At 58.1% G+C, this 14,074-nt stretch carries 12 protein-coding genes; 4 read left to right on the top strand and 8 right to left on the bottom strand.

Annotated features, from left to right (window positions below; genetic code table 11):
• Positions 1-61: 61 nt before the first annotated feature.
• Both FE840_RS06760 and FE840_RS06755 read right to left on the bottom strand, forming a co-directional pair.
• Positions 62-1,369, bottom strand: a complete 1,308-nt coding sequence (locus FE840_RS06760) for a UDP-glucose dehydrogenase family protein (protein ID WP_138285598.1) — start codon at positions 1,367-1,369, stop codon at positions 62-64.
• Between the two features lie 198 nt (positions 1,370-1,567).
• Positions 1,568-1,960: a PRC-barrel domain-containing protein gene (locus FE840_RS06755; protein WP_138285599.1), complete on the bottom strand. Its 393-nt coding sequence runs from the start codon at positions 1,958-1,960 to the stop codon at positions 1,568-1,570.
• A gap of 224 nt (positions 1,961-2,184) precedes the next feature.
• On the opposite strand from FE840_RS06755, the gene FE840_RS06750 reads away from it, so the two are divergent.
• From FE840_RS06750 to FE840_RS06735, 4 genes are all read left to right on the top strand, one after another.
• Positions 2,185-3,891 (top strand): long-chain fatty acid--CoA ligase, encoded by a 1,707-nt coding sequence (locus FE840_RS06750; RefSeq protein ID WP_138285600.1) that lies wholly within the window; start codon positions 2,185-2,187, stop codon positions 3,889-3,891.
• Positions 3,892-3,990: 99 nt separating this feature from the next.
• Positions 3,991-5,619: a glucose-6-phosphate isomerase gene (gene pgi, locus FE840_RS06745; RefSeq protein WP_138285601.1), complete on the top strand. Its 1,629-nt coding sequence runs from the start codon at positions 3,991-3,993 to the stop codon at positions 5,617-5,619.
• A gap of 84 nt (positions 5,620-5,703) precedes the next feature.
• Positions 5,704-5,934: an AbrB/MazE/SpoVT family DNA-binding domain-containing protein gene (locus tag FE840_RS06740; RefSeq protein WP_138285602.1), complete on the top strand. Its 231-nt coding sequence runs from the start codon at positions 5,704-5,706 to the stop codon at positions 5,932-5,934.
• A complete protein-coding gene (locus tag FE840_RS06735; protein ID WP_138285603.1) occupies positions 5,924-6,328 on the top strand; it encodes a PIN domain-containing protein in 405 nt (134 codons plus the stop codon). Before FE840_RS06740 ends, FE840_RS06735 begins: the two co-directional genes overlap by 11 nt.
• A 54-nt stretch (positions 6,329-6,382) precedes the next feature.
• Here the strand turns inward: FE840_RS06735 and FE840_RS06730 are convergent, their stop codons facing one another.
• From FE840_RS06730 to FE840_RS06705, 6 genes are all read right to left on the bottom strand, one after another.
• Positions 6,383-7,309, bottom strand: coding sequence for a carbohydrate kinase family protein (locus FE840_RS06730; protein WP_138285604.1), 927 nt, complete (start codon positions 7,307-7,309; stop codon positions 6,383-6,385).
• Between the two features lie 78 nt (positions 7,310-7,387).
• Entirely contained in the window at positions 7,388-8,077 is a 690-nt protein-coding gene (locus FE840_RS06725) for an orotate phosphoribosyltransferase (RefSeq protein WP_138285605.1), read from the bottom strand.
• A 101-nt stretch (positions 8,078-8,178) separates the two neighbouring features.
• On the bottom strand, positions 8,179-9,357 hold the full coding sequence (locus tag FE840_RS06720) for a GGDEF domain-containing protein (RefSeq protein WP_138285606.1): 1,179 nt from the start codon (positions 9,355-9,357) through the stop codon (positions 8,179-8,181).
• Between the two features lie 259 nt (positions 9,358-9,616).
• The gene (gene pyrC / locus FE840_RS06715; protein ID WP_138285607.1) at positions 9,617-10,654 is read right to left on the bottom strand and encodes a dihydroorotase; all 1,038 of its coding nucleotides are present in this window, start codon (positions 10,652-10,654) and stop codon (positions 9,617-9,619) included.
• A gap of 64 nt (positions 10,655-10,718) precedes the next feature.
• Positions 10,719-11,804 (bottom strand): response regulator, encoded by a 1,086-nt coding sequence (locus tag FE840_RS06710; protein WP_138285608.1) that lies wholly within the window; start codon positions 11,802-11,804, stop codon positions 10,719-10,721.
• A gap of 20 nt (positions 11,805-11,824) precedes the next feature.
• Positions 11,825-14,074, bottom strand: coding sequence for an ATP-binding protein (locus tag FE840_RS06705; protein ID WP_138285609.1), 2,250 nt, complete (start codon positions 14,072-14,074; stop codon positions 11,825-11,827).

The following is a 14,074-nucleotide window of genomic DNA, read 5'->3' as shown; positions in this document are numbered from 1 at the left end:
CGGCTGCAGCGAGATCACGCTGCCGTTCTTCGATAATTGCAGGCCATTAAACGGCATCAGATCAGCCTGCGCGCCCGACACTCTCATAGACGAAGCCCTTCGCGCGCACCTCCTCCGCCTTGTAGATATTTCTCAGATCGATGAGCACCGGGGACTTCATCCGCGACTTGAGCTTGTCGAGATCCAGCTGGTGGAACTGCTTCCACTCGGTGATGATCACCAGAGCATCCGCCCCTTCGGCAACGGCGTCCACACCGGACTTGTAATCCAGCTCCGGCATCATCTGCCGTGCTGCTGGCATGCCTTCCGGGTCATAGGCCTGCAGATGCGCACCCTTGTCCAGGAGCGCCTGGACAATGGAAAGCGCTGGCGACTCGCGAATATCATCGGTGTCCGGCTTGAAGGTGAGACCCAGAATGCCCACCGTCTTGCCGCGCAGATCACCGCCGACAGCGCGTTCGACCTTGCGGGCCATGGCGCGCTTGCGGGTTTCGTTGATGCCCACAATCGTTTCGATCAGGCGGATCGGGCTGTTGTGGTCCTGGGCGGTCTTGACCAGTGCAAGCGTATCCTTGGGGAAGCAGGAGCCGCCATAACCGGGACCAGCATTCAGGAATTTTTGACCGATACGCGTGTCCAGCCCCATGCCGCGAGATACGTCCTGGACATTGGCGCCGACCTGCTCGCAGAGGTCAGCGATCTCGTTAATATAGGCAAGCTTGAGCGCGAGGAAGGCATTGGCAGCATATTTGGTGAGTTCTGCCGTGCGACGTGCCGTAAAAATGACGGGATGGCGTTGCGCGTCGAGAGGCGCATAGACCTCTGCCATGACATTGCGGGCGCGATCGTCATTCATGCCGACCACGACACGATCGGGGGCCATGAAATCCTCAATCGCCGCGCCTTCGCGCAGGAATTCCGGATTGGAGACGACTGCGACATCCGCCTCCGGATTGGCTTCGGCAATGATGCGCTCCAGTTCGTCGCCCGTGCCTACGGGAACAGTCGATTTTGTCACCAGAACGGTGAAGCCTTTCACGGCAGAGGCAATTTCGCGCGCAGCGGAATAAACATAAGTGAGATCGGCATGGCCATCGCTCTTGCGCGAAGGGGTGCCGACCGCAAGAAACACCACATCGGCTTCGGCGACAGGCTGGGCAAGATCGGTGGTAAAGAAGAGACGCCCGGTCGCGACATTGCGGGCGATCATGACATCCAGACCAGGTTCATAGATTGGCACTTCGCCGCGATTCAAACGGGCGATCTTGTCTTCGATCTTATCGATACAGGTGACGTGATGGCCGAAATCCGAAAGGCAGACGCCAGAGACAAGGCCGACATAGCCAGTACCGATGATTGCAATGCGCATAGAAGACTCCAGATTGGACCGGGACCGCCACCCCGGACTGAGGGCCGGATCGCCGTTTCGCGATGGATTCGTAATGTCAGAGATTTATGACAGATGAGCTAATGGAATGGAAACGACCGGAGATATCGTTTCTGACAGACAGACTTGGCCCCGCCAAAGGACGGAACCAAGCGACTGGGACCTAGGGACGAAGCCCAATCAAATCCAGTAGGGTGGTACACCGTAAAAGTCGTAAACCGAGCGGCCATTGTGGCGATACCAATCGTTGTCATCCGTTCGGAAGCGCGGGGCACCCTCGATCTGCTCCTTGGTCAGGTCGATCCGATAGCCATCCAGGCTTTCGTCATAGGTGAGTTTTTCCCAGGGAAGCGGATAGTAATCATCGCCGATTCCCCAGAAGCCACCAAAACTAAGGACCGCATAGGCAACACGGCCACCGCGCTTTTCGAGAATGATCCGCTGGATCGAGCCGATCCGGTCACCATCAAGACCATAAACCGCCGTCCCCTCCACCTTATCGCTGGCAATCAGGCTGGGCGTATCCTTCACATAGGGGTCGCTGTTGGCAGGATTTGTCTGGGAATGATTCATCTGATGCCTCCTCTTGGGTTGATCCCTCAAGAAACAAACTGGCGGCATTCCGGTTCCGAAGGAGAATGTGCAAACCGGGTCGTCACTTTATTGACGCTTACGTCAAGGTCATATAAATTCTCGCGGCTTGCATGGTATTCCATGAGGCATAGAGTCAAGGGACCTTGAGGAGGGTCGCACGCCACGCGAAGTGGCCTGCTCCAACGTCATTTCGGGAGGAATACATGTCGGAAACCACGAGCCAACTGAGCGGCAGCGCTGCAGAGAAGATCTGGCTCAGATCCTATCCCGCGTCGGTCCCGGCGGAGATAGCCCCGCACACCCATGCTTCGCTTGGTGCGCTTTTTGAAGCAAGCTGCGCGACATTTGCCGATCGCCCCGCCTTTACCAGCATGGGCCGCAGCATGACGTTTCGCGAGCTGGAAGCCCAGTCACGCAAAGTGGGTGCTTGGCTGCAGTCCAAGGGCCTCGAAAAGGGCGACCGCGTTGCGGTGATGACGCCCAATATCCTGCAGAACCCGGTCACCGTTTACGGTATCCTGCGGGCGGGAATGACAGTTGTGAACGTCAACCCGCTTTATACGCCGCGTGAACTGGAACACCAGTTGAAGGATGCCGGTGCCAAGGCGATCGTGGTTTTGGAGAATTTTGCCTCTACCGTTCAGCAGGTGGTGGAACGCACTCCGGTCAGGCATGTCATTGTCTGCACCATGGGCGATATGCTGGGGTTCAAGGGCCATATCGTCAATCTTGTGGTCCGCAAGGTGAAGAAGCTGGTGCCGGCATGGAGCCTGCCGGGTCATGTTCCATTCAAGACTCTTTTGGCGGAAGGGGAAAAACTCAGCCTGAAGCCGGTAGACGTGCAGAGCAGTGACCTCGCCTTCCTGCAATATACCGGCGGCACAACGGGTGTCTCGAAGGGTGCGGCGCTCAGCCATGCCAATCTGTTGGCCAACAAGCAACAGATTGCGCTTTGGCTTGAAGCTGCCTTTGCCGAGAAGGGCCGACCCGACACGCTCAATTTCGTCTGCGCCCTGCCGCTCTACCACATCTTTGCACTCACGGTGAATTCGCTGATGGGTGTGGCCCTTGGCGGGCACAATCTGCTGATTGCCAATCCGCGCGACATTCCCGCCTTTCTGAAGGAGCTTCAGACCTATAAGGCGCATGTCTTTCCGGGCCTGAACACGCTCTTCAACGCGATGATGAACAATCCGGAATTCACGAAGATCGACTTTTCCTCGCTGATGCTGGTGCTGGGTGGCGGCATGGCCGTGCAGCGTCCGGTCGCAGAGCGCTGGCTTCAGATGACCGGCTGCCCTGTCACGGAGGGCTATGGCCTGTCCGAGACATCACCCGTTGCCACCGTCAACCGCCTCGACAGCCGCGAATTTTCCGGAATGATCGGGCTTCCCCTCCCCTCGACCGATATCGAGATCCGCGACGAGGATGGCAAGACTCTGGCGCTTGGCGAGGTTGGCGAGATCTGCATCCGTGGGCCGCAGGTCATGGTCGGTTACTGGCAGCGTCCCGAGGAAACGGCCAAGGTCATGAGCGAAGATGGCTTCTTCCGGTCCGGCGACATGGGCGTGATGAACGCGCAGGGCTTTATCAAGATCGTCGACCGCAAGAAGGACATGATCCTGGTTTCGGGCTTTAATGTCTATCCGAACGAGATCGAGGAAGTGGCCGTGATGCATCCTGGCGTGCTTGAAAGCGCGGCGGTCGGAATTCCGGATGAGCATTCGGGCGAAGCGGTCAAGCTGTTCGTGGTGCGCAAGGACCCGAACCTCACCGCTGACGAGGTAAAGGCCCATTGTGCGGCAAACCTCACCAACTACAAGCGCCCCCGCCACATAGAATTCCGCGATGAGCTGCCGAAGACCAATGTCGGCAAGATCCTGCGGCGCGAGCTGCGCGACCAGAAGTAAATCGATTTAAATTTGGGGGAGGCTTGCTTCCCCCAAGTCTTGATCCTGCCGTTTCGTCCGCATAATGTCCCCGCAACGCCGTACAGCCGGGGAAATGCCATGCACGCCATCCTTGACCAACTGACCAGCACAGTCGCCGCAACCCATGCAGAGGACCTGCGGGCGGCCTTTGCCGCTGATGGTCGGCGGTTCCAGCGCTTTTCTGCCTCGCTGGACGACCTCTTGATGGACTATTCCAAATGCGCCGTGAATGACGAGGTGCTCGACCTGCTTGAGCAGTTGATGACGGCGGCAGGCGTTGCCGAAAAGCGCGATCTGATGTTCTCGGGCGCACCGATCAACTTCACCGAGGGCCGCGCCGTGCTGCATACCGCGCTGCGCAACCGCTCCAACCGCCCGGTCATCGTGGAGGGCCGTGACGTCATGCCTGACGTGAATGCGGTTCTCGAGGCCATGGGCAAGTTTGCCGATGGCATCCGGTCCGGCGAGATGAAGGGTGCGACCGGCAAGGCCATCACCGATGTCGTCAATATCGGCATTGGCGGCTCGGATCTCGGCCCCGTCATGGCGACGCTGGCGCTCTCGCCCTTCCATGACGGACCGCGCCTGCATTTCGTCTCCAATATCGACGGCGCGCATATCGCCGACACGCTGAAGACGCTGAATGCCGAGACCACGCTCTGCATCGTCGCCTCGAAAACCTTCACCACCATCGAGACGATGACCAACGCCCAGACGGCGCGCGCCTTCATCGCCGATGCGCTCGGGGAAGCGGCTGTCGGTCATCATTTCTGTGCTGTCTCGACCGCGCTCGACAAGGTCGCGGCCTTCGGCATCGATCAATCCCGCGTCTTCGGTTTCTGGGACTGGGTCGGCGGACGTTATTCCATCTGGTCGGCCATCGGCCTGCCGCTGATGATCGCGATCGGGCCTGACAATTTCGGCGACTTCCTTGCCGGCGGCCATGCGATGGACGAGCATTTCCGCAACGCGCCCTTCCGGCAGAACCTGCCGATGCTGCTCGGCGCGCTCGGCGTCTATCATCGCAACGTCTTGAACTATGCGACGCGGGCGATCCTGCCCTATGACCAGCGCCTGGCGCGCTTCCCGGCCTATCTGCAGCAGCTCGACATGGAATCGAACGGCAAGAGTGTCACGATCGACGGCAAGCCGGTTCAGGGCGCCTCCGGCCCCGTTGTCTGGGGCGAGCCGGGCACCAATGGCCAGCATGCCTTCTACCAGCTCATCCACCAGGGCACGAGCGTCATCCCTGCCGAGTTCCTGATCGCCGCCAACGGCTTTGAACCGGAGCTGCGCCACCAGCATGAGCTCTTGATCGCCAATTGCCTGGCGCAGTCGGAAGCCCTGATGAAGGGCCGCACGCTGACTGAGGCCAAGAGCCAGCTGACCGCCAAGGGCGTGTCGGACGAGGAAGCCGATTTCCTCGCCCCGCACCGCGTCTTCTCCGGCAACCGCCCGTCGATCACCTTCGTCTACGAGCAACTGACCCCCTATACACTTGGGCGCCTGATCGCGCTCTACGAACACCGCGTCTTTGTCGAAGGCGTCGTCTTTCGCATCAATTCTTTCGACCAGTGGGGCGTGGAGCTCGGCAAGGAACTGGCGACGGGGCTCTTGCCGGTCGTGCAGGGCAAGGTCGCTGCGACCGGGCATGACAGCTCGACGGCGGGGCTGGTGTCGGCGCTGGCGGAGCGGAAGATGGGGTGAGGAGAGCCTGCAAGCAGGCAGATCGCTTGATGAGGCGTCGACACTGATATACATTATGGCCAGAGTATATCATGGGAGTTGGCCATGCAGATCGCCAAATGGGGCAACAGCCTTGCGGTGCGTCTTCCCGCCAGCGTGGTCGAAGCGCTGAAGCTGAAGGAAGGCGATGATATCGAAATTCGCGCCGCAGACTGGCGCGAACTTGATGTGGCGCGAAAGCCTACGCCTGAAGATCTGTTAGAGCGCCTTCGAGCCTTCCGGGGACGGTTACCGCCCGACTTCAAATTCGACCGGTATGAGGCGAATGGGCGGTAGGTTCGTCGATACGAACGTACTGCTTAACCTCGCTTCTGGCGATGCACAGAGAGCTGATCGTGCCGAGGCCGTGATTGCTGAAGGCGGCATCATCAGCGTTCAGGTCCTCAATGAGATCGCCAATGTGCTACGCCGCAAGATGCGCATGCCCTGGCCTGACACGCATCTGTTTCTGGATATGATCCGTGCACTGCTGACCGTAGAGCCGGTCACTTGGGAGACACACGAAACTGGATTGCGGATCGCCGAGCGCTACGGGCTTTCCATCTACGACGCAATGATCGTTTCAGCAGCATTGATGGCTGGGTGCGACACCCTGATGTCCGAAGATATGCAAGACGGTCTTGTCATCGATGACCGCCTGCGCATCGTCAATCCCTTCGGCCAAGCATGAAAACATGAAGCTGCGGGCAGGCAGGTAGACCTCCGCAGCCAATTTTTACCTAGCTCAGAACCCGATCTCAGCAGCCGTCGGCGGATTGGCGCCCGCGCGCGACACGGTCACGGCCGCAGCCTTCGCGCCCACCGTCAGCGCCTCGCGTACAGCCTCTTCCGAGAGCTTTGCGACCTTCTCCTTGGTCAGCAGACCCTGACGCTTGAGCGATGCCAGGATGCCGGCGTCGAACGTATCTCCAGCGCCGACGGTATCGACGACTTCCACCTTGTTCGAGGGCACCGAGACCTTGAAATTGGCGGTATAGGCGGTCGCTCCCTCCGCGCCCTTGGTCAGCACGACAAGCTTGGCGCCGCGCGTCAGCCAATAGGCGGCGCGTTCGTCCTGGCTGCCCTGGAGATCGAACCAGTCGAGGTCTTCATCCGAGAATTTCAGGATGTCGGACATATCGGCCATACGGGCAATGCGGGCCTGGTGGGCCGCCTTGTCCTTGATGAAGCCGGGGCGGATGTTCGGGTCGAGCGAGATGACGCGGGTCTTGTGCTCGCGGGTCATCAGCGCCTCGTAGGTCGAGCCGCAGGGTTCCGGGATCAGGCTGATCGCGCCGAAATGCAGTGCCTCGCAGCTGTCATCGAGCCTGGGCAGATCGGCTTCGGTGATCATCCGGCCTGCCGTGTTTTCGTCGTAGAAGGCATAGGATGCCTGGCCGTTGGTCAGCTTGACCAGCGCGATCGTGCAGGGGCGCGAGAGCGTGGCGCAATAGCTGAAATCGACGCCCGAAGATTTCAGCGTGTCGCGCAGGATATCGCCCAGCATGTCGTCTGAAAGGCCGGTGAAGAAGCCGGTGTCGATGCCGAGACGCCCCAGCGCAATGGCCGTGTTGAAGATCGCGCCGCCGGCATAGGGCGCAAAGGCGCGCTCGCCCAGCGTGGTTTCGCGTGGCAACATGTCGATCAGCGCTTCGCCGCAACACAGGATCATAGAGACCTCCCAGACATCAGTTTCAATCGATTTAAACGAAGTTTGCCCAACATGCCAGAGGGTGTGTCGGGCATTGGCTCAGGCGAGTGATGAAACGCCGCCGTTCCTACCCGACCAGGCGAGCGGTGCATCAAGGAAGGCTTCGACCTCGGACAACGTCTTGTCGTCGAAGAGCTTCTGATCGCGGGCGACAGCCAGAACATTCCGCCAGGTAGCGATGTAATGCAGCTTCACCTTGCCATCTTCAAAGCGCTGCAGAGCTTCCGGGAAGATGCCGTAGAAGAAGAGCGCGATGCCGTGGTCGACAATGCCGCCGGCGGCTCTGACCGCATCGATAAACTTGAACATGCTACCACCCGCCGTCGTCAGGTCCTCAATGACCAGAACGCGTGCACCCTCCGGCAGGTTGCCTTCGATCTGCGCATTTCGCCCATGGCCCTTCGGCGCCTTGCGGACATAGATCATCGGCAGGCCGAGGCGATCGGCGAGCAGGGCTGCAAAGGGAATACCCGCCGTCTCGCCGCCGGCGATGCAGTCGAACTGTTCGAAGCCCGCATTGCGCATCAGGGTCGCTGCGGCAAAGTCCATGACCGTTGAACGAACGCGCGGATAGGACAAAAGTTTGCGGCAATCGATATAGACGGGGCTCCGCATGCCCGACGAGAGCTTGTAGGGCTCCGAAGCGTTGAAATGCACGGCCTTGATCTCCCACAGCATCCGGGCAACCAGTTCGGCCATCACGGCGGGCTCTGGGAAAGTCATGTGCATGGGCTTGGCTCCTTCTTCAGCGCGATATCGGGGCCATAGCAGCATGTGGCGCGTGAAGCCAGAGATTCAGCCCGGCAACCGACTGAAGAGACCCGGTTTGCTCAGCCAAGAACAAGCGTGGCGCCGCTTTTCAGGTCCGGCTCTTCATGCACGGCCAGTTCGACACGGTTTCTCCCCCTGCGCTTTGCCTGATAGAGCGCGCCATCAGCCAATTGCAGAAGGTCATGCAAAGTTGCGCCCTGGGCAGAGCCATAGGCGACGCCGGCACTGGTGGTTGCAGCTATGACTTCATCGCGATCATTGTCGATCTGCATCTGCCCGAAGCCCCGCCTGATCCGCTCGGCCACCCATTCCGCGTAGCCCGGGACAATGCCGACGAGTACAGCTGCAAATTCTTCACCGCCGAGACGGGCAACGGTCACCGGGCCGGTGGTGCGGTGCAGTTCGCGGGCAAATGCGCGAATGACTTTGTCGCCAACTGCATGACCATGTACGTCATTGATGGACTTAAAGCGGTCGATATCAAAGACTATCAGGGCCATTGAAGCGTCGAAGACCTGTTGGCCGTGACGTTCAAAGAGGGCCCGACGATTGGGAATAGCCGTCAGTGCATCGGTCAGCGCCTCAAGCCGATGCTCGGCAGCGATCCTTGCCTGTTGCAACATCAAGGAAAGAGCGCCGACAGCTGTCATTCCAGCGATTGAAACGGCGATATTGAGCACTTCCGCCCAATTGTCCGGAGCATGACCCAAGACAAGCTTGCCATCTATGACGAGCACGAGAGCGCAAAGAAAAAAAGATATCGCCGCCAAAGAATAGAGGGTCACGATCCCGACCAGCGGACCTGGCGCTTCCGCCCGCGCAAGCCAGTACTCCCAGGCTGACGCGAAAAGAAGAATCATAACAACGAGGTTGAGGATGATGAACGCCAAGCCGTCATAGCCGAAAAGCATTGCCGGCGTCGTCATATTGACCGTCAGGACGGACAGCTTGAGAGATCTGCCGAGCGGGGATCGGCCTGTGCGAAACTGGTGGGCTGCCGCGTAGATGATCGAGAACCCAGACAGGATGAAGAAGCACCAGATGCTGCCGAGGATTGGCTCTGGATAAAGCGAATAATAGCTATAGGAAAAGGTCCCTATGGCGATACACACAAGCCCGTAGACCCATGTCAACATGAAACGATCGGTGCGGCGGGTCAACCACATACCAAGGAGGGTGAGCAATAGGCATATGGTGGAAACACCCAGCGCCACCAGCAGCGTCGTATTGTCTAGCATCGACTTCTCGTCTCCGAGCGGCTCAACCACCCTCAATATCGATCTTCACTATTCCAATTCATTAACAATTTCGTTGCGTATGGCAGGCCAACTGAAAATTTAAGTACTTTCGAAAATTCAGAAATCTGAAGTATCTACAAGAAGAATTACTTCTCTATATACTTATTCTGATGCGCGTGACCAGCCTCCCCCCGACGCTGTTTGTACGACAGCGTCGTATCTTGTAGAAAGCATGCACATCAGCGGATGATAGGGGCGGTTAGATTACTTCCCAGTGGAGGGGAAACATGGGGTCAAAAACCGTCACCGGTCCTGCTCCGGTGAAGACCTTTGCGGGGAACTCGACAGGTTCTTCCCGTCTCACCAGCGTGATCTTTTCGTCATTCACGGGAAGCCCATACCACGCGGGCCCATTGAGGGAGGTGAAAGCTTCCAGCTTATCGAGGGCATTCTCCTGCTCGAAAACATGGGCGAGACAGCTCATCGTATTGATCGAGGTATAGATACCAGCGCAGCCACAGCCGCATTCCTTGAGCGGATCGACATGCGGTGCAGAGTCGGTTCCGAGGAAGAAGCGTGCTTCCCCCGAAACAGCCGCTTTTCGCAACGCCTGGCGATGGTTCTCGCGCTTGGCGACCGGGAGACAATAATAATGCGGGCGTATGCCGCCTACGAGAATGTCATTGCGGTTGATGATCAGATGATGGGTCGTAATCGAGCCGGCAATATTGCGATCGGCTTCGCGGATGTAATCGATACCGTCAGCCGTCGTTACATGCTCCATGGTGATCCTCAACTCGGGCAGCCGCTTACGCAGGGGATCAAGCACGGTGTCTATGAAGACCTTTTCCCGATCAAAAATATCGACGTCTGCGTGCGTGACTTCGCCATGCACACAAAGCGGAAGCCCCACCTTGGCCATACGCTCTAGCACGGGCATGACTTTTTCGATATCGCGGACGCCACCATGGGAATTGGTTGTCGCGCCGGCGGGATAGAGCTTTACTGCGGCCACCAGACCCGAACGCCTGGCTTCCTCTACGTCATCCGGATCCGTGTGTTCGGTGAGATAGAGCGTCATCAGCGGCTCAAACCGATCACCATCCGGTATCGCCTTGACAATCCTCTCGCGATAGGCGCGGGCATCTGCAGTCGTTACCACCGGCGGCACCAGATTGGGCATGATGATTGCACGGGCGAAGTGGCGGCTCGTATCACCGATCACACCTTCCAGCATGGCGCCGTCACGCAGGTGCAGATGCCAATCATCGGGGCGGCGGATGGTGAGGGATTGCATTATGGGGGCCTCCAGCTAGCGAAAGTGGATTGCCCTTAGCATGCCCCAGCGAGCCGTCAAAGCATTACGCCACGCGTTCATTCGCCGCGATAATTGCCTTTTCTGCTTCCTGCGCCTGTTCCATCCGATCCTTGTCCATGATCGCGCGAATTCGCGGCAATGCACGCTCGAAGGCCGCAACGCAGTCGGGGTCAAACTGGGTCCCTGCCCGACCAAGGATGTGCTCCACAGTACGCTCGAACGTCCATGCTGGCTTGTAGGGACGTTCCGTGGTCAATGCATCGAAGTTATCGGCAATGCAGACAATCCGACCGGAAATCGGAATAGCGTTTCCGACCAGCCGGTTTGGATAGCCCTGGCCGTCCCATCTTTCATGATGGCTTGCCGCAATCTCCGAGGCGAGCTGGAGAAGTGAGGAGTGGGACGAGCCCAGAATATTGCTGCCGATTTCGGCATGCGCCTGCATCTGCCGATATTCTGCCTCGGTCAGGCGCCCCTGTTTCAGCAAAACGGTATCCGGCATGGCAACCTTGCCGATGTCATGCATGGGCGCGGCAAGACGGATGTCATTGCAGAAATTCGGAGACAGACCGAGTTCGATGGCAATTGCTTCCGAATAGGCCGCGACCCTCAGTGTGTGGCGGGCAGTTTCGGGGTCTTTGTATCCTGCGGCAAGCGTCAGGCGATGTATGATCTCCTGTTCCCGCTCACGCAGCTCGCCGACAGCGCGCTCGACTTCCCGACGCAGCCATTCCGCCTGATCTGCCAGTTGTCGACGCGCGCGGGCGAGACTGACGATATTCTGCACTCTGGCCTGGAATTCAACTGGATTGACCGGCTTTGTGAGGAAATCAATGGCCCCGGCATTCAAGGCCGCCATACGCGTTGTCATGTCCTTATCGGCCGTCACGAAGATAACCGGGATCTGCGCGTATTTCTCAAAGCGCACGATCTCGGTGTACAGCTCCACGCCGTTATAGACAGGCATCTGATAGTCGATGATGGCGATATCGAAATCGAGTTCCGGCAAAGCCGATAAAACGCTGTCAGGGCTTGAAAACGGCACGGCTTCGCAGTGATCCAGTTTGCCGACAAGTCTTGTCAGCAATTTCAGGTTCGTGCTGTTGTCGTCCACCAACAAGATACGCATGAACGCCTCCATCTTTCTCTCTAAGCAACCAGTTTGTATTTCAACGCATCAATTTCATGACCGAGCATGTCCACCTCAGCCTGTGAGGGAACCTTCTTACGCAGGGCATTGGCTCTCGATGCGAGGTCATTGAGACCCACATTGATTGCGGCCCCCTTTATCGTATGAAGAACGCGATCGACCTTTTCAGGATTCTGCTCGGCAAGCGCGGCGTGCAACTCACCGATCAGGTCAGACGCATCGTCGAAGAAAGACTGAACCAATTCCTGGAACACATCCTCGCCGAGAGCTTCCACCAGCTCAGCGTGGCGAGCCTCGTCCAGCCCCTCCATGCCCAGACCCGGCATGATTTCGAGTGAGGCATAGCTGCTCATGTCCGGTTGGGGCAGGCTGAACTCCTGCTCCAGTTCAGGTCGTTTCTGGTGCATCGTGGGCATCTCCGTCGGCTCTACCAGACTGCTGATCACCCGGCGCAACCGATCAAGCGTCACGGGCTTGGATTCGAAACCGCTCATGCCGGCCTCGCTACAACGACGACGATCGTCGTCGGAGGCATTGGCTGTCATGGCTATGATCGGGGTTGCTGCGGACGGTCCGCCTTCGGCGATGATTCTTTGGGTTGCCTCAATGCCGTCCATTACAGGCATCTGCATATCCATCAGAATGAGATCAAACTTCTGACTGCGCGCCACGGCAACGGCCTCAGCGCCATCATTGGCTATCTCCACCTCCTGTCCCAGCCGCTGGAGAAAGCGGCTCGCCACAACCTGATTGACCTTGTTGTCTTCGACGAGGAGGACTTTCAAACTCGGCAGGGTTCTTTCTTCAACAGGAAGGCGGGCCGATGGACGTGTTTCCGTACGTTCGACCGGGAGAACCGACAGCTCGAACCAGAAGATGCTGCCGACACCCACAGTGCTGCTCATGCCGAGTTCGCCGCCCATTTTCTCGACGATCTGCTTGCAGATGGTGAGCCCCAGACCTGTGCCACCATATCGGCGGCTGATCGAGGCATCGACCTGGGAAAAGGGTTTGAATAGCTTGCTCAAGCCTGCCTCATCGATCCCGATACCGGTATCCTCAACCTCGAAGCGGACCATCAATCTGCCTTCGCGGTAAAACTCGCGCAGCCGCAGCGTTACTGTGCCTTGGTGCGTGAACTTGACGGCATTCGACAGAAGATTGAGCAAGACCTGGCGCAATCTCGTTGGATCGGTCTTGACCCAGAGAGATTCGAGCGATTCCGGCACATCCATGATCACGGTGTTGTTATGGTCTTCGGCTCGACCACGAACAATGCTGACCGTGCTTTCGGCAAGACCATAAAGGTCAAATGCCCGCTCTTCCAGTTCCAGTTTGCCATGCTCGATCTTCGAATAGTCGAGGATCTCGTTGATGATTTCGAGAAGTGCTTCGCCTGACGAACGGATCGTCTTGACACTAGAAAGTGTCTCTGGCGGGAGTTCCGAAAGCTCGAGCAATTCGGACATGCCCAGAATGGCATTAAGGGGCGTCCTGATCTCGTGACCCATGGTTGCCATGAACTGGGATTTGGCGCGGTTACCCGCATCTGCGGCCTCATAGGCATCCGAGAGTTCACGCGTAATGGCTTCAAGTTCAACGCTTGCCTTACGGACTGCGCTCAGCTGCTTGTTCAGGGTGATGATCAAGATGACCACCGACAGCATCAGCAAACCAAGCAGGACTGCCGAGCTCCGCTCAAGTCCCAGAATGATCTCGCGGCTGTTGGCACGCTCTTCGTTCAGGCGGCTGTTTGTATGGACGAGAAGCGCCTCGGTCAGGCGGACCAAGGCATCCAGGTCCTGTTCAAGCGCCTGAAGCTCATCTTCGCCGGGTTCGATTCCCTGAAGATATCGGTCGAACAGAGGGATCTTGGCGTCGACCGCCACCTCGACATCATCAAGCATGCTGACGACGCGTTGATCGCCGGTGAAATAGGCGCCAAATCGGGACTGACGCAAAACATTCACGCGGGAATACAGAATGTCGAACCGAAGGGAGACATCATCGAAAGAGACAGCTTCGGTGTCTGAACGACGCATCTCCGCCAGAGCGAAATCCAGCGCACGCGCCTCACGATCGAGTTGATAGACGGACCACATCGAATTCTCGCGGACACCGTCTTCCATCATTCTGTATTGCCGACTGATATCGACAAAGAAGATAATCAACACAAACAGCAGAGCAGCCGACAACACCTGAAGGAAGAGGGTGGTTACCTCCCTCTCCTTCACATGACGGATGCTCAT

The sequence above is a fragment of the Peteryoungia desertarenae genome (assembly GCF_005860795.2).
Lineage (GTDB): Bacteria > Pseudomonadota > Alphaproteobacteria > Rhizobiales > Rhizobiaceae > Allorhizobium > Allorhizobium desertarenae.
Note: the sequence above shows the minus strand (reverse complement) of the source record. Positions and strands in the feature narration are given on the sequence as shown.